The 21,292-nt window shown below is 38.4% G+C and carries 18 protein-coding genes; all 18 read left to right on the forward strand.

Features of this window, described 5'->3' with window-relative positions; translation table 11 throughout:
- A partial coding sequence (locus KDU71_RS18060; RefSeq protein WP_212192505.1) for a T9SS type A sorting domain-containing protein occupies window positions 1-888 on the forward strand: 888 nt, incomplete at its 5' end.
- A 49-nt stretch (window positions 889-937) separates the two neighbouring features.
- Complete coding sequence (locus KDU71_RS18065) at window positions 938-2,017, forward strand: glycosyltransferase family 4 protein (protein ID WP_212192506.1); 1,080 nt, start codon at window positions 938-940, stop codon at window positions 2,015-2,017.
- Window positions 2,014-2,691: a WbqC family protein gene (locus tag KDU71_RS18070; protein ID WP_212192507.1), complete on the forward strand. Its 678-nt coding sequence runs from the start codon at window positions 2,014-2,016 to the stop codon at window positions 2,689-2,691. The genes KDU71_RS18065 and KDU71_RS18070 overlap by 4 nt, the downstream gene beginning before the upstream one ends.
- 91 nt (window positions 2,692-2,782) lie before the next feature.
- Window positions 2,783-3,541 (forward strand): hypothetical protein, encoded by a 759-nt coding sequence (locus KDU71_RS18075; protein ID WP_212192508.1) that lies wholly within the window; start codon window positions 2,783-2,785, stop codon window positions 3,539-3,541.
- Complete coding sequence (locus KDU71_RS18080; RefSeq protein WP_212192509.1) at window positions 3,538-4,074, forward strand: acyltransferase; 537 nt, start codon at window positions 3,538-3,540, stop codon at window positions 4,072-4,074. Before KDU71_RS18075 ends, KDU71_RS18080 begins: the two co-directional genes overlap by 4 nt.
- 312 nt (window positions 4,075-4,386) lie before the next feature.
- Entirely contained in the window at window positions 4,387-5,049 is a 663-nt protein-coding gene (locus KDU71_RS18085; protein ID WP_212192510.1) for a polysaccharide biosynthesis/export family protein, read from the forward strand.
- The gene (locus tag KDU71_RS18090) at window positions 5,033-7,381 is read left to right on the forward strand and encodes a GumC family protein (RefSeq protein ID WP_212192511.1); all 2,349 of its coding nucleotides are present in this window, start codon (window positions 5,033-5,035) and stop codon (window positions 7,379-7,381) included. The genes KDU71_RS18085 and KDU71_RS18090 overlap by 17 nt, the downstream gene beginning before the upstream one ends.
- A 6-nt stretch (window positions 7,382-7,387) precedes the next feature.
- Complete coding sequence (locus tag KDU71_RS18095) at window positions 7,388-8,644, forward strand: O-antigen ligase family protein (protein ID WP_212192512.1); 1,257 nt, start codon at window positions 7,388-7,390, stop codon at window positions 8,642-8,644.
- Window positions 8,625-9,998, forward strand: coding sequence for a lipopolysaccharide biosynthesis protein (locus KDU71_RS18100; protein ID WP_212192513.1), 1,374 nt, complete (start codon window positions 8,625-8,627; stop codon window positions 9,996-9,998). The genes KDU71_RS18095 and KDU71_RS18100 overlap by 20 nt, the downstream gene beginning before the upstream one ends.
- A 6-nt stretch (window positions 9,999-10,004) precedes the next feature.
- Window positions 10,005-11,327, forward strand: a complete 1,323-nt coding sequence (locus tag KDU71_RS18105; protein ID WP_212192514.1) for a glycosyltransferase — start codon at window positions 10,005-10,007, stop codon at window positions 11,325-11,327.
- Between the two features lie 10 nt (window positions 11,328-11,337).
- Window positions 11,338-12,486 (forward strand): dTDP-4-amino-4,6-dideoxygalactose transaminase, encoded by a 1,149-nt coding sequence (rffA, locus tag KDU71_RS18110; protein ID WP_212192515.1) that lies wholly within the window; start codon window positions 11,338-11,340, stop codon window positions 12,484-12,486.
- The gene (locus tag KDU71_RS18115) at window positions 12,486-13,313 is read left to right on the forward strand and encodes a glycosyltransferase family 2 protein (protein ID WP_212192516.1); all 828 of its coding nucleotides are present in this window, start codon (window positions 12,486-12,488) and stop codon (window positions 13,311-13,313) included. The genes rffA and KDU71_RS18115 overlap by 1 nt, the downstream gene beginning before the upstream one ends.
- A 4-nt stretch (window positions 13,314-13,317) precedes the next feature.
- Window positions 13,318-14,487, forward strand: a complete 1,170-nt coding sequence (locus KDU71_RS18120; protein ID WP_212192517.1) for a sugar-transfer associated ATP-grasp domain-containing protein — start codon at window positions 13,318-13,320, stop codon at window positions 14,485-14,487.
- A gap of 3 nt (window positions 14,488-14,490) precedes the next feature.
- Window positions 14,491-15,648 (forward strand): sugar-transfer associated ATP-grasp domain-containing protein, encoded by a 1,158-nt coding sequence (locus tag KDU71_RS18125; protein ID WP_212192518.1) that lies wholly within the window; start codon window positions 14,491-14,493, stop codon window positions 15,646-15,648.
- Window positions 15,645-17,267, forward strand: coding sequence for an asparagine synthetase B family protein (locus KDU71_RS18130; protein WP_212192519.1), 1,623 nt, complete (start codon window positions 15,645-15,647; stop codon window positions 17,265-17,267). The genes KDU71_RS18125 and KDU71_RS18130 overlap by 4 nt, the downstream gene beginning before the upstream one ends.
- Window positions 17,268-17,337: 70 nt before the next feature.
- A complete protein-coding gene (locus tag KDU71_RS18135; protein ID WP_212192520.1) occupies window positions 17,338-18,474 on the forward strand; it encodes a glycosyltransferase in 1,137 nt (378 codons plus the stop codon).
- A gap of 14 nt (window positions 18,475-18,488) precedes the next feature.
- Window positions 18,489-19,580 (forward strand): glycosyltransferase, encoded by a 1,092-nt coding sequence (locus tag KDU71_RS18140; RefSeq protein ID WP_212192521.1) that lies wholly within the window; start codon window positions 18,489-18,491, stop codon window positions 19,578-19,580.
- Window positions 19,581-19,584: 4 nt separating this feature from the next.
- Window positions 19,585-21,288, forward strand: coding sequence for an asparagine synthetase B family protein (locus tag KDU71_RS18145; protein WP_212192522.1), 1,704 nt, complete (start codon window positions 19,585-19,587; stop codon window positions 21,286-21,288).
- Window positions 21,289-21,292 lie beyond the last annotated feature (4 nt).

Genomic DNA, 21,292 nt, shown 5'->3' on the forward strand with positions numbered 1-21,292 from the left:
AATGAAAGCAGTGATGAATTTACTATCACACCAGATGCCGGATACAAATTAACATCATTGCAGTTAGGCGGAGAGGAAGTGCAATGGGAAGACAACGCAGGTGTTTTAACATATACGGTAACTACTGTTACAACTGATGTATCTTTAGTCGCAGCCTTTACACAATACTTTACAGTAAGTGCAACAGCAGGCACAGGAGGTGCTATAACACCAGGCAGTTCAGAAGTTCTTATCAATGAAGATAGTGACGAATTTACCATTACGCCTGAAGCCGGATATAAATTAACGTCCTTACTGTTAGACGGAGTGGAAGTGCAATGGGAAGACAATGCAGGTGTTTTAACTTATACGGTTTCTGCGGTTGCAGCTGATGCATCTTTAGTTGCTGGCTTTACACAATACTTTACTGTAACGGTAAATGCTAATGATGGAGGTACAGTAGAAAATGAGGGTGCAAACGAAGTGTATATCAACGAACTTTTTGATATAGTAATAACGCCTGACCAAGGATATACAATTACCTCAGTAACTATTAATGCTGGTGATAATGTTGTTGGCGAGTTAACCGAGGATAATGGCGTGTATTTTATGCAATTGACCGATATAGCTGAAAATAAAAATGTTGAGGTGACTTTTGAACTGGCGAATTCGATTTCGAAGACTAGTGCTGCAAAGCATCGGGTATATCCGACAGTTACCAACGGATTAGTTAATGTAGAAGGTGACTATGAACGTATAGAAATCGTTAGTTTAACAGGTAACGTTGTTAAGCAGTTAAAGAACGATACAGGCGGTCAGCTTGAATTGTATGATTTAAGTCCGGGCACTTATATTGTCGTTATTCACTCTAAATCCGGGCGAACGTTATCAAAAATCATTAAAAAATAAAGTTTAGCGATGAGGGGTTTATCCCCTCATTGTGTTTTACTATTAAAATATGAAGGTAGCTTTATTGATCCGTACTCTTCTATCAGGTGGGGCAGAGAAACAATGCGTAATTCTGGCTGAAGTATTGACTCCTTTACATGATGTTATCGTAATTGTGCAAAACGGGGAGCAAATAAATCCGCATTTCAGGGAACGGCTGGAACAGGTTGATGTACCGGTTTATGGGTTGGACTACGCCCGTTGGCACAATAAATTAATGAAGCTAAATGGTATTGTTAAGGCTGAAAAGGTTGATGTATTATTCTCTTACCTGACCAGTGATAATATTTTGGCCGGAGGGGTTCGAATGCTTAACAAGCGGCTTAAAGTCGTTGGGGGCATAAGAAATTGTAAGATGGATAAAGGACGGTTTATGGTGAATAAACTGTTAAGTCGATACCTGCATGATAAGACCGTATTTAATAATTACTCAGGTTATCAGGAATTTATTCAAAGAGGATTTCGACCTGTTAAGTGCCAGGTTATTAGTAATAGTATTGATGACCTTAATGATGCCTTCATTGAGCGGAGCAGTAACCTGAGGGTTAATATATTGTCGGTTTGCAGATTTATTGAACAAAAAGACTTACCAACCGCTTTCAATGTTATTAAGCAACTGGTTGAAAAGGAAGGAATTCAGATAAATTACCTTTTGGTGGGTTATGGTGAACTGGAGGAGTACCTAAGAGAATTAATAATTGAGATGAGATTGTCTGATAGTGTTGAGATGGTTATCAAACCTGATAACTTGCAAGATTATTATAAGATGGCTGATATTTATTTGTGCACGTCCTTATTTGAGGGAACTTCCAACTCAATTATGGAGGCCTTGAGCTATAATTTGCCAGTTGTAACAACCAATGTTGGAGATAATAATCAGCTTGTTGAAGAAGGAGAAAATGGCATGGTACTGGAAGTAGGTGATGTTGATGGTATGGTTAATCATTTAAAGCGCTTATGTACCAATGGTCAGTTAAGAAAAGACTATGGTGCGAGATCAAAAGAGATATTGGCAGAGAAGTTTTCCCGTTCAAGGTTTGAAGAAAACTATCAATTACTTATTAATGCATTAAATGGGAATGAGCGATGAAAAAGGTGGCTTTACTGCAATCAAACTATATACCCTGGAAGGGCTATTTTAGTATTATTGCTAATGTTGATTTGTTTGTGTTTCATGATGATTTACAGTATACTAAGCAAGATTGGCGTAATAGAAATAAAATAAAAACGGATAAGGGGCTTGAGTGGCTCACTATCCCTTGTGGGAGCAATGAGCATATCAATATTTGTGATGTTCAGCTAAACGATAAAGGGTGGCAAAAGAAGCACTGGAACAAGATATATCAGCACTATCGTAAAGCAAAATATTTTAAGGACTATCAAGTTTTTTTTGAGGAAATCTATCTGGGTACTCAGTGGGATAAGTTATCAGATATGAATCAACTGTTAATAAAGCGCATTTCCACAGAGTTATTGGGGCTTAATGCCCAATTTGATGATACCCGAAAATACAACCTGAAAGCCACAAAGTCAGATAGGGTTATTGAGCTTTTAAGAAAGGTTGAAGCAACTGATTATTATTCAGGATCTGCGGCAAAGTCATATCTTGACGTAGTTAAGTGTCAGCAACATAATATTAATGTGCATTGGATGGATTACTCTAATTATAAGGTGTATCCGCAACTTTATAATGGATTTGAACATGCCGTTTCAATCATTGATTTGGTGTTTAACGTTGGCCCGGATGCCCGAAAATACTTATAAAATCTCTTAAGTTATGAAGCACTTTAAATACATGTTACTGTTCATTTTGATGAACCTCTTTTTTGTAAACTGTAACCAAACAAACTCCAATATGAATACAGTTAAAGTTATTTTTCTACACCATAGTCTAGGAAAGATTGTATGGACTGGCTCTACCTCTAAATGGGTTAAGGCTCAACATAAACTGGGATTAAAAACAGCGGTGCCTAAATGGTTCTCTAAATATAATAAGACCAGTGATTACAAATATGACCTGGAAGAGATTGACTTTCCCAAAAGAGATCCCTACGGATGGAAGAACTTCCCCTATGATTATTATAACCTTTGGATTAATGAGGACACCAAAGGCAAATATCCGGATCCTACACTTGAAGAGTTGACTGCTAATTATGATGTGGTTATACTCAAGCACTGTTACCCTGTGAGCAAGATGGAAGGTGATACTCTGGCAGATATTAAGTCAAATCAAAAGACCCTTGCCAACTACAAGCTTCAGTACCAGGCATTGAAAGAGAAGTTTCATCAATATCCAAATACGAAATTCATTGTTTGGACCAGTGCCGCATTAAATAAAAATCGCACGAACGAAGAGGAAGGATTGAGAACCAGGGAATTTGTTGAGTGGGTGCGCGATGAATGGGATACACCTGAAGATAATGTTTACTTGTGGGATTTCTATGAGCTGGAGACACAGGGCGGATTATTTTTGAAGGATGAGTTTGCAGAAAGTGAACGTGATTCACATCCGAATACACAATTTGCTCAAATGGTATATCCTTTGTTTTGCCGAAGGATTGTTGATGTGGTTGAAAGCAATGGTACAACAACAGATTTAACAGGTAGAAAATGAGTATTGCGAGTAAAGTAAGAAATGGTGCATTTACCATATTAAACAGGCTATTATTTGGGCAGTTGAGAATTGCCCTATTGCGTGCATATGGAGTTAAAATTGGTGCTAAGTGCAATATTTACTATTCCCAATTTTCAACCGAGCATTATTTAATCGAAATTGGTAATCATGTTGTAGTTTCAAAGGGGGTGCAGTTTTTAACACATGATGGTGCCGTTTGGATTTTTCGGGATAAATATCCTGATTTAGATCTGTTTGGGCCTATAAAAATTGGAAACAATACTTGTATTGGTCTCAACTGTATTATTTTACCAAATACGCATATTGGGGATAATTGTATTATATCAGCCGGCTCGGTAGTTAAAGGAAAAATCCCTGACAACTCCCTGGTGATGGGGAATCCGGCAAAGGTGGTGATGAAAACGAATATGCAGGAAAAGCTATACTTGCTATCGCCCAATAAAATTCCAACGAAAAACTTAAGCTATAAAGCTAAGAAGCAAAAAATTAAAGCTCATTTTAAGACAGAATAAGTAACTCGTTTGCCTTGGTGGGTGTAGAAAAATTAGTTTAGGGCAAAAGGGTGTTTATCCTTAAAAACGGTTAGTTGGTAAAAATAAAAAGAGGCGTAAGTCCAATTTGTTTACATTAGAGTAATTGTGTAATAAGGTAGCATTTGCAGGTGATCTTTAAATGCAGGTGTTGCCTTTGAACCAGATACTTTAAACTAAAATTTTAGCCAAATGAGACTTGCCCTGCAATTTTGTCTTGTATGTATGGTGTTCGTAGCATGCGTTCCCCAAAAAGATGTCGTATATGTTCAAGGTGATGCGGATGATCAATATATGGATATCGAACATTCAAGTCCCGAGGAAAAAACGACGATTGAACCTTATGATGAAATTTACATTGAGATCTTTAGCCTGGATCAGGATGAGGTGAATTTTCTTAATCGACGCCAGGGAGTTACCAATACAGCAGGCCCAGAGGGCTTTTCGCTAATTGCCCATCGAGTTGATGAGTTTGGTCGTATTAATCTACCAGTCATTGGAAAAATTAAATTATCAGGGTATACCCTTGAAGAAGCATCTGATTTGCTGGAAACAGAGCTTGCAGGTTACCTTAATAGTCCATCAGTTAAACTGAACTTTGTAAATAAAAATATTGCAGTGATGGGCTATGTTGCTCGTCCAGGAAGGTATTACTATTCAACTGATAAAATATCTATTTTTCAGGCATTAAGTATGGCTGGTGATATCCAGGAGTTTGGAAACCGAAAAAACGTGTGTGTGATTCGTAATGTGGAGGATAAGATTACCAAGCACTACATAAACCTCACCAACGAAGAGTTATTTACTTCACCGTACTATTATCTCCGCTCAAATGATATTGTATATGTGGAGCCATTGAGAAGAAGATGGTGGGGCTTAGATACCTTCCCATATGCGCTTGTATTATCCTCAATTACAACCTTTATTTTAGTGTTAGATTATGTTAATAGACAATGATGTAAATCAGGGAGATCTGAAAGTTATTATTGCTAAAGTTCTTCGCTATTGGTATTTATACCCAATCTGTGTGTTGATGTTTACGGGTATGGGTATTGTATATCAAAAGTACTCACAGCCTGTTTATAGTGTAGGTGCCAAGATTGTTGTGCATCAGCAAGAACGAGGTACCATTGATCCAACTCGCTTTTTCAGTGGCTACGAACTATTTTCGGGACGTACAAATTTTGAGAATAGTTTAATAACGCTGCAGTCAAGACCTCTGCTCGAAAAAGTGTTTGAAAAACTGGACTTTAATGTGGCTTATTTTCGTCAGGAACTATTTTATGAACGTGAAATATTCAATAATGTACCGTTTCAGGTAGTTTTGGATAAAAATACCCCACAATTAACAAACACTAAGTTCTCGCTGAAAATCCTTAACTCAAAAGAATATCAGTTGGAACTGGAAGAAGCCGAAGGAGAGATATATGACTTCTCTAAGCAATCCATAATTGAATCGGTTACAGGGCTTACGATTAGTAAGAAATACAGGTTTGGAGATGTGGTCGAAAGTGAGAACTATAAGTTTGTAGTTCTGCTCAAAGAAGGTATTGACGTTAAAAAGTCGATGAAGCATGATTTTAACTTTGAGGTGAAAAGCAACCAACAACTTGCCAGAGATTATTATGGCCGTTTAAGCTTAACACCTACCAGTCGTGAAGCAAGTGCCATTAATGTGACCATGGTTACGTATAATATTAGAAAAGGAATGGCTTTTCTGGATGCTTATCTGAAAACAGTAATAGAAGACAACCTTGATAATAAGAATCATATTGCCCAATCAACCGTTGCATACATCGACCAGCAGTTAACCGAGGTCTACGATTCGCTGGATTTAGCTGAGCGTTCATTGCAACAGTTTCAATCTAAGGAACAAGTATTGGATGTTAATATGAAAGCATCGCAGATTTATGAAAGTATCCGTCAGATTGAAATTGAACGGAGTGCCAAAGAATCGCAAATTCAGTATTTACAGTTTTTGAACAACAGTTTTTCATCGGGTGATGAGGACACTGAATACTCTTTAACAACGGTGTCAGATTTGGGTAACCAGGTTTTGAATGACTTACTGAATGAGTACATTTCATTAACTGCCAGAAAAAGACAGTTGATTGAAAACAATCAGGGGAAAAGTCCGCGAATAAAGGATCTGGATTTTCAGATTAGGAACTTGCGAAATACCATTTTGGTTAATTTGGAGTATGCTTATGACGCAGCAAACAATGAACTTTCCAGGATTAACAGAAGAATGAGTAGTCTTAATGCCCAGCTCAATACATTGCCTGAGACGCAAAGAAATCTGGTTGGCTATGAGCGAAATTTCCGTTTGCACGATGCCACCTACATTTATCTAATGGAAAAAAGGGCAGAGGCACAAATAGCCAAGATTGCCAACTTACCCGATTATGAAGTGTTCGATTATCCATCGTTTGCAGGTATTCAGTCACCCAAGCGCATGAGGATTCTGATGTTTACCATCTTTCTTGGGTTGATGATACCAACAATATTTATACTGATTTACGAAACCTTCTTTGAGAGGTTTAATGATGTTGACGATTTCCAGCTTGAATTTAACCTGCCGGTGATGGGACAGATATTCAAAGTGCCAGGTAATAAAAAGCAACTTTTTGAGGATAAAGATCTGATTATCTACCAGGAATCTTTCAGGAAATTAAGAAGTAATATTGACTTTTTTAACTGGAAACATGATAAAGGCCGTGTATTGCTGGTAACTTCAACAATACCGGGTGAAGGTAAGTCGTTCTGCTCGTATAATTTAACTTCTGCCTTTGCAGCTTTAGGTAAAAAAACACTGTTATTGGATTTTGATCTAAGAAAAGGAGGCTTATCATTTGATTTCTTTAATGATAAAGAGAGAGGACATGGTATGACGGAGGTCATGTCAAAACAAAAAGAGTTGAAAGATGTCATCAGGACCTCTGATAATGAACTCTCATTTGATTATATCACCTGCGGTGCTTTTCCGCCAAACCCTTCAGAGTTGATTGAGAATGAGAATACCGAAAAGCTGCTGGAAGACTTAAGAGAACAGTATGACTTTATTATCATTGATAGTGCCCCAGTTTCACTAACATCTGAGGGAAGTGTATTAAGTAAGTTTTCGGATATGGTGCTGTATGTGCTCAGAATGAAGCACACCATGAAGAAGGACTTTAAGAATGGTATCAATGAACTGAAAGTAGAAGATCATAAGACCAGTGTGGTACTGAATAATATAAAAGTCAATAGGCAGAAATATTATTACGGCAACTACTATTCTAAAAAATAGCACTTTATGAAGCAATTATCATTTGTTGTTAATTGGTATTTTAAGTTGCTTCCTTTGGCACCTCTAATTTGTATGATTGATTATTATACAGTACATCAGGGGTTTAGGAAATTATATGGTACCAGTATAATGGCTGTTGCTATTGCTATTCTTTTAGTAAAGGGATTAAAAAATTCTAAGATACATTACCATATTTTCCTTGGTTTTCTGGTATATCTCTATTACATCATCTGGGACGTAATCAATCAGTTGGATACCTATCAGCGAAAAGGCTTTGTATACGATTTTATAACTAATCCTTATTTGCAGTTAATTTTCCTCCTCTTTGTAATCGATAACCTGATAATCTTTAAAAAGGATGTTGTTTTAATTGTGAAAATATTGAAAGGTGTAATGCTTGCAGCAGGAGTGGTTTCAATTATTCAACTGGTCTCAGACCCATTTTTTCTTACACCATCGAGTATCAGTGAGTTTTCTGTTGGAGCAGGATTGCAGGAGAATGTTTTTGAAGTGCGGCGAGTATCTCTGTTTGGTTTTACCGGAAGAATGGACGTGAGTTTATCCATGATCCCGGTCTTAGCCATTATCGTTTCATTTGGTCTGAAAGAATATAATCGCATAGAATACCTTTATCTAATAATTGGAGGCATTATTGCGTTTGCCACTAATTCGCGCTATGTACAGGTAGCCTATGTCTTTTGCTGGTTCCCGGTAATATTCAGCGGGAGATTTTCAGAAACCATTAAGCGGATGTTGCTCATTCCGGTTTTTGCCTTGTTGGCATATCTGGTCATCCAAATTGTTGGATTTGACTTACACGGTTATATCGAAGAGCGAATACTCTCTGATTCAGCAAGTACACGCGTATTAGCTTATGAGATGTTAGTACGTTTTTTTCCTGATAATCCCTTATTTGGTACTGGTTTTAATATGACAGATGAATTGGAAATTGCTATTGGAGGCCGGAGTTCCCAAATACATGTCGGTTATTTTGCGCACCTCTTTTCATACGGATTGGTCGGTAGTATACTGGCTTTTGGTTTCTGGTTTTCAATTCAGTACCGATTATACAGGCATGCCCTGAAAACACATTTCTGGGGTAGTTTCATTGGCTTTTTAACATTTACATGGGCTAATGTAACTTTAGTTTATTACATCATTTTTACGTTTGGTATGGCTCTGGCCTTCTTATTTGATAAATACTATATCAGCGAGTACGAGAAACAATTGAAAGAGAAACAGGATGATGCAGAAGGTAATTAGTCAGATACAACATAAAATATCTGGTAGAGGTTTATCTGTCAGAAGCAGAAAGCTTAGAAAGAATGTGTTAATATCAATGGGTGTTAAAGGTGGCAACATGCTCATTGGTTACATTAGGTTTCCTATAATATTGTCCTATTTGGGAGCTACATTTCATGGTTTATGGCTTACACTTGGCAGCATGGTTCATTGGATGCGCTTTCTGAATATCGGGCTGGGAAATGGTCTGAAGAACAAACTGGCCGAAGCCATTGCTTTAGAGGATTTTGAAAGTGCCCGTAGATATGTCAGTACAACTTATGTGGCTATTGGTGCCATTAGTATGGGAACAATGATATTGGTTTTGCCATTTATCTTTCTAATAAACTGGACTGGCCTGCTAAATGTTGATACGCAATATGAGGATATCATACGCCTTACGATTGCGGTGATGGTAGGCTTTTTCTGTTTAAGATTGTTTTTTTCATTGATATACACCATCTTATCAGCTCATCAGTTGCCTGCCTATGCCGAAGCGATTAGTTTTCTGGCCTCCTTAACTTTTTTTGGTGGAGTGCTGCTGTTGTATTATTACGCTAAAAGTTCCATTGTTTATATTGCCCTGATAATTAACGGTATTCCATTATTGTATATGATCATTTTTAGCATCATATTATTCAACGGGACCTACAAACACATTCGGCCATCGATAAAGTACTTCGACAGAAAAGTTTTTCCGGAGTTAACCTCTTTGGGATTAAAGTTTTTTGTAGTTCAAATTGCCGTTATCATCCTGTTTTCTACCGATAATTTCATCATATCCAATTTATTCGGACCGGAGGAGGTGGTGCCTTATGCTGTAGCACGCAAATATATGGGCGTATTGCAAATGGGCTTTGTTATATTAGTGAATCCTTATTGGGCTGCTTTTACTGATGCTTTTACAAAGAATGACAAACTCTGGATAAAACGCTCGATAACCACCCTGCATAAGTTTTGGGCACTTCTGGTAGTAGGTATGTTGATTCTGTTTTTTATAGCTCCATTTGTTTATCATTTGTGGATTAAGGATAAAGTGACTGTGCCCTGGCAATTAACTATCCTTATGGGTGTTTTTGTCCTAATCAGGAGCTGGAACAGTATCTATTCGTATTTTCTCAACGGAGTTGGAAAAATTAAATTACAACTATACATCTCATTGACTTCAACAGTGTTTAATATCCCGCTATCGATTTTTTTTGGCAAGTATTTGGGTATGGGGCCGTCAGGAGTCATTTTAGCAACAATAGTTTGTTTACTGTCGGGTGCAGTGTTGCATCCAATTCAATATAATCGAATCATAAATGATACCGCCAAAGGTATATGGAGTAAATAAGTAACTATGAAGGTATTATGTCTTACGGCCCACGGGCCATACAGAGCAGGAAAAGTGGCCTATGATTTACACTCGGCATTTAAAAATAACGGGTATGAATCGAAGCTGTTAACTATTTATGATGATTCAGATGATAAGGACGTTATATCGATCTACAATACTAAAGAATGGAACCGCTTACGGTTTAGAAAGAAGATTTTCAGAAAATTGAATAAGTGGTTTGGTGGTAAAAATCAGTCCCCCGCACAAAAGATAGATCGGAAGTATCAGTTTTTTGAACTGGATAACACTATCGAGTATTTCTCAACAGATATAATACTTCAGCGCCTGGGAGACTATCAACCTGATGTAATAATTATATTTTTTACCACGCAGTTTATTACAGCTAAAAATATTAAACAGCTGGCTCAGAAAACGAAAGCGACTGTATTGTGGCAGTTTCTTGATATGGCTCCGCTTACTGGAGGGTGTCATTATGCCTGGGAGTGTGAAGGTTACAAAAATAACTGTGGCAATTGCCCGGCCTTATACTCATCTGATAATAATGATCAGTCAGCTATCAATCTTCGATTTAAACAGCAGAATGTGGAAGGTTATGACTTACGGTTGATGATTGGCAGTAAATGGGATGAGCTAAATACCAAAGCCAGCAGCCTGTTTAAGAGTAAGAAGTTATACCGCACTTTTATGAGTGTCGAACCGGATATATTCACACCTTCAAGCAGGCAAGATGCGCACAGGGAGCTATCAATTGCTGATGATGAATTTGTGGTGTTCTTTGGTTCGGTACATTTTGGTGAGGAACGAAAAGGGATGGATCATCTGCTAAAGGCGCTGCATAAAGTTGAAGCGCATTTTAAAGAGCAGGCGACCAATAAAAATATTTCCTTATTAATAGCGGGTAGTACCAATAATTTTCCTGTTCACGAGTTACCATTCAGGTATCGAATGCTTGGCTATCTAAAAGAAGTAGATCAATTAGCACATGCCTATGCAGCAGCTGATATGTTTATTTGTCCATCCATTTACGACTCTGGTCCTGTTATGATCAATCAGGCCTTGATGACCGGTACGCCCGTTGTTTCATTTGAAATGGGGGTGGCACTTGATTTGGTTGAACATTATAAAACTGGGTATCTGGCTAAATGGGCTGATGCAGATGATTTGAGCGAAGGAATTAAGTATCTGGTAAATTTGTCAGAAGAAGCAAGAGCAGAGATGAGACAGCGATGCCGTGATAAGGCTATTCGGTTATATGCACCAGAGGCTGTTGTGGCTAATTATACAGCTGTGTTTGAGGAAATAAAAATGGAAAAAACCTTATCTTAAATAAAATAGTATGGACCAAACGTATTCAATACCCTTTAATAAACCTTACATGTCTGGTAAGGAATTGCATTATATCTCGCAAGCAGTTCTGTCAGGTATGATTAAAGGTAATGGTAACTTCACCCATAAAGTTCACGAGCTTTTTAAGAAAAAGTTTGGTTTTGAAAACTGCCTGTTGACCACCAGTTGTACCGATGCTCTTGAGATGGCAGCCATGCTAATCGGTATCAAAGAAGGAGATGAAGTAATCATGCCATCATTCACTTTTGTGTCAACTGCTAATGCTTTTGTATTACGAGGTGCCAAAATTCTTTTTGCCGATAGTTTAGCTGATCATCCTAATATGGATGTAAGTAAACTGGAGGCATTGATAACACCAAAAACGCGAGCTATTGTACCTGTACATTATGCTGGGGTGGCATGTGATATGGATAAAATCATGGAGTTGGCCAGTAAGTATAATTTGTATGTGATAGAGGATGCTGCACAGGCAATTGATGCCTACTATAAAGAGCGTCCACTTGGTTCATTTGGCCATATGGCTACCTTTTCTTTTCACGAAACCAAGAATATCATAGCAGGTGAAGGTGGGATGTTGGTCATCAATGATCAGCAATTCTTTGAACGTGCTGAGATACTCTGGGAAAAAGGTACAAACAGGGCGGCTTTTTTTAGAGGTGAGGTAAATAAATACGGTTGGGTAGATGCCGGTTCTTCTTTTTTACCATCTGATATTATCGCAGCTTTCCTTTATGCTCAGCTTGAAAACCTGGAGGATATTCAACGGCGCCGTGGCGAGATATGGCATTATTATAAAGAAAAGTTGCAGGTATTAGAAGATGAAGGATTTATAAAGTTGCCTGTTAATCAGAACTGGACGACTAACAACTTTCACATGTTTTATATCGTTTGTCGTTCTTTGGATGACCGATCAGCATTGATAAATCACCTTAAAGCACATAATGTATTAGCTGTATTCCACTATCTTTCCTTACACAAGAGTGAGTTTTATCAAAACAAGCATGATGGTAGGGATTTACCCAACAGCGATTTCTTTACTGACCACTTGTTGAGGTTACCATTTTTTTATGAGATAACAGAGGAAGAATTGGAGTATGTCGTGAGTTTATTGTTTTCATTCTTTAAAGGCACTAACTAATGGAGTATCCTAAAGTAACCATAGTAACACCCTCATATAATCAGGCAGAGTTTCTGGAGAAAACGATTCTCTCAGTTATTAATCAGGATTATCCCAACCTCGAGTACATTGTGATTGATGGTGGTTCAACCGATAATAGTGTTGATATCATTAAAAAGTATCAGGATAAAATTGATTACTGGGTAAGTGAAAAAGATAATGGACAAAGTCATGCCATTAACAAAGGATTTGCCAAGGCAACCGGTCAGATTTTTAACTGGTTAAATTCGGATGATTTGCTGTTACCCGGAGCAATTCGTATTGCAGTTGATTATTTAACACAAAATCCGGCTATCAAAATGGTATATGGTGACCGGATAGTAATTGGCACCGATGGCAGATTATTAAGAGCTGTTGAGAAACCCCGTTACCTTAAAAAGTATAGTTTTCTGAATGCCAGAATCCCGCAGGAAACAACCTTTTTTACGCGCGACCTGTATGAAAGTGTGGAGGGACTTAATGAGGATTTGCACCTTGTTATGGATACAGATTTATGGAAAAAATTTAAAAGCAAAACGGATTTTATCCATATCCCTTTTTACCTGGGAGCGTATCGTGAGCATATAACCTCTAAGTCAGTTGTAAGTTTAGGCCTCAATAGGGATTCAGATGCGGCTCGAAAAGAGTTAAAGTACCTTCGGGATAAATATGGAATTAGCTATATGAATAAAAGGTGGCTCTTGAAGTTGTTGTATTATTTTAACTACTTGAGGTTAGCCAGGGAGAAAAGCTCTAAAAAACGCCGAAAAGAGGTTGAAAGAATTCTATCACTGATCTATAAGAGTTAAAGCTATGGGAGCAGGAATAAAATTAGTACACAATGGCTTTAGAGCCAGTCGGGTGCTTACCCGAAAACTTTTCTATCTGCAATACGACTATTTTGCCAAAAAAGAGTATGATGCAATATGGAATGATATTGCTGATGGCCAACGGTTTTCTTCGGAAGAAGTTAAGCGATATAAAAACAGGTGGAAATGGAGCCATGCTAATATTATTCCAACTAATCTTTATAAGGTATGTGCAACTATATCAGGTAAACGAAGTGCTGATTTTCTTCCTGACAATGTTTATAATCACTCAATAGAGCCGGTAATTAATAACAAACAAGTAAGTCATGCTTATGCCGATAAAGCCTTATATGACCGCTTATTGGGCAGTCATAAAAAGCTGTTGCCGGTAACTCTGCTGAAAAATGTAAATGGTATTTTCTTTGATGGCCTGGGTAACCAGGTAGCAGACCCTGAAAAACAGATTCAGTCCTTCATTACAAATGAAGAGAAGTTGCTGGTAAAACCGTCCATTGATTCATGGGGAGGGCGTGATGTATATGTGTTCTACAAAAACAATGGCAGGTTCACGCTTAAGAATAAAGATACAGAACTGACACTAAAATGGCTTCTGCGGAAATTTGAGAAGGATTTTGTTATTCAGCAAGTGCTAAAGCAGCATCCTTTTTACAGGCAGTTCAATGAGTCTTCATTCAATACTTTTAGGGTATTCACATATCGTTCTGTTGCCGATAATAAGCTGCACTTATTGCATGTGGCATTACGGATTGGTAAGCCAGATTCGGAAGTTGATAATATTAAAATGGGTGGAACAGCCATAGTGGTTAAACCCAGTGGTGAACTAAATGATTTTGCCCTTCTTAAGACTATGAGGAAGATAGAGCACGTACCCAATAAGCCCGAGTTAAAACTGAAGGAACTGGGTAAGTTGCATAAGATTGATGAAATTAAAGCCACAGCCCTGGAATTAGCCGAATATGTGCCTCACTCACGATTGATTGGGTTTGATATGAGTATTGATGAGGACGATAACATTCGGCTGGTAGAAATCAATACAAGTAACATTGGTATCGGTGCCCAAATTATGATTGGTCCTTTTTTCGGGGAATTTACCCAGGAAGTTATTGATTACTGCAAGAAAATGAAAAAGGTGGACATACTTAAAATCTATTAATTCGTGAAAACCGTAAAAAAAATAGCCGGATTTTTTTACCGGGTTACCAAAAAAGCAGCAAAGATTCAAAGTTGGTACCTTCATCACTTTGCATGTTATTTAAACGGGCGAAGGGTTTGGAAGCGTATTAAAAAGAAGCAAAAGCAAACCAATGTTGAAGCCGGTCTCATTTCTGCAAACAAAGCATACTGGAAACCACTTTGCTCGATGGTACCTCAGGTTTTTATTAAAGAGTTTACGGCCTTAACGGGTATTAAGTCTGAGCTGTTTGTGCCTGAAAATATTTATTTCACAACCATTGAACCACTGCTGAACAATGCCTCAATTTCTTCTGCTTATGAAGATAAAGCTATTATTGACTGGATGCATTCCGGCAATTATTTTCCTAAGATATTCATACGTAATATTCATGGCACCTACTATTCGGAGAAGGGCGAGGTAATACAGCCAGTGCTGGATTTTGGAAATGGAACCATTGAGAAAGTAGTTGTTAAGCCATCTGTCGGGTCTCAAGGCGGGAAAAATATCTACCTCTTTGAGAAGAATGGAAGTCAATGGATATGCGAAGAGGGGCACGTTCTGTCTATTGAGTTTATGGAAAGTCGTTTCGGGATGAATTTCATTGTGCAGGAGTACATACATCAGCATCCTTTTTTCAGCCAGTTTAATCCTTCTTCAGTCAATACGCTGCGGGTAATGACTTATCGTTCTGTTAAAGATGAGCAGATACATGTTATTCAGGTGGTGTTGCGAGTTGGGAAGGACGGTAGTGTAGTAGATAATCAGAGCTCTGGCGGATATGTGTGTGGGATTGGGGCTGATGGATGCATTCGTAACTATGCCATTAATAAGAAAGGGGATGTGGTTAATAAGCTGGCTAAAGGATGTGTTAATTTGTTGGACAGGATGCCGGTGCATATGCTGGATGATGTCAAACAGGTAGCCGAACACATAGCCCAGCGTCATGTTCATTCAAGGCTATTGGGCTTTGATTTTTGTGTAGATAAGGACGAGCAAATCAAATTGATTGAAGTCAACAATATGGATTTGGCTATTGATTTTATTCAGCAGGTTAACGGCCCGTTATTTGGTGAATTTACTCAAGAAATAAGGGATTATTGTTTACAACACAAACACAGATTAAAGCACCGGATTATATGATTATTGATGCTTTACATTTTGATCAACTGAAACCATTCTTTTTCAAAGGATTCTTATTTGGAAAAGCATATAAAGATGCATGTGCATTCGCAGAAGCAGGTATTAGAGCGAAGGGAAGTGATTTTATTAGTGAACTGAATGGCAGTTTTTGTGGCTATTACTTTGATAAGGAAAAGCAGCAAGTCATCGTGTTTAATGATCGCCTTGGTATGGCAGATCTTTACATGTATAATAGCGGAAATAGGGTTATTATTGCCGATGATTATACTGCGGTATCTAAGCTTATTGACAATGCATCTATTGACATTGGGGCTTTAGGTGAGATGATTAAGTTCCAAACGCCATTGTTTCATCGGACCTTTCATCCACACATCAAGCTTTGTGATAATGCATCCGTTATTACTATTAACACTATAACGAATGAAATTATAGAGTCGCGTTACTGGCGGTACACGGCTGAACCACAAGACCGTAGTCAAAAAAGCCTTAAGAGTGATTTTGTTGATATCTACATCAATGCAGTTGAACAGTGCTTTAATAAATCGGACGGGCGATATGTAATAGCCAACTCGGGAGGACTCGATTCCCGATGTAATATTCATATATCGAAGCAATTGGGTAAGGATTTTCAAACTTATACATATGGGCAGGAGCAATCAGATGCCTGCCACATTGCCAAAAGAATTGAGAAGAAGCTTAAGCTTCAACAGCAATACATCAACGTTGATGACGATTTTTTAAGCCGTTATAGTGAGTTACATCTCCAGAACAGGCCAATGATGCCGATTAATTATTGTTGGTATCAGTCGGCTTATAAGCATCTTGAACAGTTTGATATTAATATAACCGGGTTTGATGCTAATTTTCTGGAAGCTTTCACGCATATGGATCCGGCTGGTGGCTATAATGCCATAAAGAACGCGACTGAAGATAAGCAGTTGCTTTATAATTTCAATCTTCATTCGGTGTGTTCAGATGAGTTGTTTACCAAAATATTCAGGCAGCCGCAACGCATGCTTGACTACGACAGTTATGTTGCTGAGATGCAAAAGTTAAACTCAGCAGAAGTATTTGACAAGTTTGATGAATTTGAACAGATCAATCGACAGAGACGCCTTACTAAAGCTGAACCATGGATGAATTATTACGGTAAGATGGAGGCGCGTAGTCCGATAATTCATAACGAAATGGTGGACTTTAGTTTGTCATTACCACTATCGTATCGTTTGGACAGAATCCTTTATAAAGAAGCGATGACTGATTATCTGGGGGCAATCGGACGTATTCGTTTTGAGCGGATGCCTTGGGGACTAAACGAACCAAAAGGATTGAAGCGTACCGTATTGGAAACCGTTTGGAAGGCCGATCATAAATTGTATAAAAAATATGGAAGAGCCTTATGGTTCAAAGGTGCACATAAGAACATTAAGATGTGGCTAAGTAATTCAGCTAATATCAAATTTATTGGGGATACCCTGCAAAGGCCCAACAGCTTGTTTGAAGAGTTATTTGAGCATCAGTATCTGCAAAGTAACTATCAAAAGCTTATTAAAACCAACTTTCTGGTTTTGTGCAGTATAGTAAGTATTAAAATGTATATGGATAAGCTAAACAAATGAGCATTAACCGTTGAGGTTAATGCTATCATTAGCTAATGAATATAACCATAACCGTCTAAAACCTGATAGGATGAAAATAGCCTATGTTATGGCATCACATGTGCCAAGTAAAAATGCCAATAGTGTTCATGTCATGAAGATGTGTCAGAGTTTGGCAAAATTAGGGCATGAGGTGACTTTATATTCCATTTTTGTAGAAGGTATAGCAGAAAAAGGAGTTGATGATGTCTATGAGTTTTATGGGGTAGAGCCTAACTTTAAAATTGAGAGTATTTACTTTCCGGCTAATGCACGCTTGATGAAGTACCGTTTTGTTTACCTTGCTATTAGTAAATTGATAAAATGGCAACCTGATTTGGTGTATTTCAGAGGGGTATTAGCAGCCTATTATCTTAATTTGCGTTCCCGGATTCCTTTTATACTTGAGTCGCATGGCCCGGTTTTACAAAGTGGAAAGAAGCAAAATCAATGGATGTTGAAACGCCTGTTAAAGTCAAAGCAGCTGAAACAGTTTGTAGTAATAACAGAGGCGCTGAAAGATATATACCAAACAGATAAAACATTTACAAAGGCTAATGTTAACACCTTAATGCTGGCTGATGGTTCTGATAGAGTGCCTGATTTTGAAAAGATAAATGATTTCGCTCTTCACAAAGATGCTTTACAGGTAGGTTATTTTGGACACCTTTACAAGGGACGAGGCATCGATATCATTTTAGCTGTAGCCAAAAAGCTCGAGCATTATGATTTTCATATAGTTGGAGGCAAGCAAAAAGATATTGAGTATTGGAAAGCCCAGGCTGAAGGCATTACCAATATTCGTTTTCATGGTCATGTAAGTCCGGGTATGGTGTATAAATACCGTAATAGCTGTGATATTCTGCTGGCACCCTATCAGCAAAAGGTGTATGTGGCAGGAGGGCAACAGGAGTCTGCACAATATATGTCACCGCTAAAGGTATTTGAATACATGGCTTCACGTAAGGCTATAATCTGTTCCGATATGCCAGTGTTGCGCGAGGTATTATCAGAGAAGAATGCCTTGCTTGTTCAACCCGATTCGCCTGAGCAATGGAGCGATGCCATTGTTAAATTAGAAGATATTACATTGCGTAATCGTATTGCAGAGGAAGCCTATAAAGAGTTTAATGAGCATTATACCTGGGATAAACGTGCAGTATTAGCCCTTAACGGTATTAAACTATAGATTGATTGGAGTGTATGAAAGTTGTAATGTTGATTGATAGCCTCAGAGACGGAGGGAAAGAGAGAAGAGCAACTGAGTTGCTGCAAGGACTGAGCAGGTACTCTGATGTTGATTGTAAAGTGATTTTATTGAAGGATAATATTCATTACAAAGAAGTTTTGGATTTGAACTTCGAAGTAATTGTGTTTAAGCGGGTTTACAAACGAGATATTAGTGTTTTCAAAAAAATATATGATGTAATAAAAAACTATCAACCCGATATTATTCATAGTTGGGGCTCTATGCCCTCAATTTTTTGTTTACCGGCTGTGCTGCTGCAAAAAAAGACATTTATAAATGCCATGATATCTAATTCGGTTTGTCCGGTGATGTCTAAGAATTGGATTCGGTCAAAAATAACCTTTCCTTTTTCAGATGTTATACTGGCTAACTCCAATATTGGCATTAAATCATACCATGTGCCTCAGAGTAAGGCGATGGTCATTAGAAATGGATTCTGTATGAGCCGTGTTGAGAATTTGCCTGATAGAGATAGTGTTATTGATGAGTTTGATTGGCATGATCGTAAAGACCATTTCTTCATTGGAATGGTGGCTTCCATCGATTACCGAAAAGATTTTCCATTATTCATTGAGGCCGCTAACCAATTTCTGGGGAGCAATAGTAATGTTACCTTTTTGGTTATTGGGGATGGGCCTGATAAAAATGCTGTAGAGACTATGGTAGCACCTGGAAGTAAAGAGAATATTCTGTTTTTAGGCAAGCGAAGAGGCGTAGAGCGACTGGTTAATATGTTAGATATTGGTGTTCTTTGTACTCATGGCGAAGGAACTTCCAATGCCATTATGGAATACATGGCTTGTAAAAAGCCAGTGGTGGCCACAAACGTTCCGGGTAATGCCGAACTGCTAAAGGATGGTGAACTTGGAGTGCTTGTAGAACGTGGTAGTAGAATGGAGCTTATTGATGCTTGGCAGAAAATGAAAGATAACCAGTCATTTGCCCAGGAATTGGGGCAGAAAGCCTATAATTACATTACAGAACATATGGATAATAAGGTGGTTGTACAGCAATACGTCGATTTATATCACCAGCTAACCCAATAATACTATGTCAAGATTTCTTTTAACTGTAAAACGTTCAGGTGAGCAAAAACTTACTCCCGAGGTTGTTAAGTTAATTTCAGATACTATTCAGCCTGATAATATAAAGTACAATAATCCGGTGTTAATTGATAGCAAAGGAGTGCAGTATGCAGCTATTAATCCGGTTGCGTCTTTACGCTATTCCGAAAGCGGTATTTGTTTTGGGGGATTATCTCATCCGGGTGATGAATGGGACAGGGTAGGCTCCGAATTTAAACGGGGTGATATTGTTATCTGGCGTAATGACCAACAATGGCTCGAAGTATTATCGGATCCTGTAGCAGTCAGAACTCTTTGGTACTATCTAGATGATGAGCAGTTTATCATGTCAACCTCACAGCGTGCCATTTCTATGTTATTGGGCGACTTTGAGTTTAATAAGCAGGCTGTTCCCTGGATGTTACAGTGCGGCTCAATGGGGCCCAATGCCTGGGATAAACGGGTACATTATCTGCCCGGCAATAGTGTGCTTAAACTCAACCGCTTGAACTGGTCGGTAGATATAGTAAGTGACCCCTTAAAAGCGAATGTGATTGAGCGCACTGAAGCAGAACAGATTGACATGCTTAAGGAGACTATTAACGGTGCATTTAGCAATTTTGAATATAAGCCGGAAGAGTGGCAATTGGCTTTATCTGGAGGGTATGATAGCCGTACTTTATTGTGTTTTCTGCAACAGTTTGCCGAGCCTCATTGCTTGACCTGGGGCATAAAAGAGGCAGTTAATATGCCTGCAAATGATGCGTTTGTAGCTAAAAAGCTGGCAGATCATTTTAACCTGAAACATACTTATTACGAAACCAATGTGGCACCCGAACCTGTTGATACAATTTTTAAGCGATTTTTGATTTGCGGAGAGGGAAGAGTTGATCACATCTCGGGATATATGGATGGTTTTGCCATCTGGAAACGCCTATTTGAAAATGGTGTGCATGGAGTCATACGGGCCAATCAGGGATTTGGCCAACGGCATGTGAGCAGCGAGATGGATGTAAAACGTTGCGTTGGTATAAGGCTTAACTCTGAGTTGTTGTATACTAAGAAGTTTGATGAACTAAACTTGAGTGAAGATAATCTGCCGGAATGGGTGGCTCGTAAAAATAATGAGACACTTGAGGTTTGGCGCGACAGGTTGTACTATAATTTCAGAATACCTTTTATTCATGGCGGGCTAAATGAGCTGAAGGTAGCTTATACCGAAGTGGCTAATCCCTGGTATACCTACAATATCGTCAAAAAGGCGCATGAGCTGCCGGATGATTCACGAAGTCAGAAAACCATGTTTAAAAAGGTACTTCATACGATTGGCCCCGATATTGACTTTGCTAAGTATCCGGCCATTGAGTTTGCTCACGAAATTCTGCATAAGCCCCAAATTAAAGACTTTTTAATAGGCTATCTGAAAGGGATTAAAAATAGCGAATTGTTGTCTGATGAGTTTGTCAATTATGTACTATCGCGTATTGATAAAGAGAAGGTGCGGCCAAAACGCTTTAGCAAGCGTGCCATTGCCATCTTTGTCAGGCAGCATCTGCCAGCTAAGTTAGTCAAGTTCTTACGAAAGGTTCCTGTAACCAGGGATTTGGATGATTATACCCTGGCTTTTAGGATGTACCTTTTAGTGGAGATGGTTCAAATACTTAAAAAAGACAGCTCATTACTCAAATAGCCAA

It is taken from the genome of Carboxylicivirga sediminis, assembly GCF_018156225.1.
Classification (GTDB): Bacteria; Bacteroidota; Bacteroidia; order Bacteroidales; family Marinilabiliaceae; genus Carboxylicivirga; species Carboxylicivirga sediminis.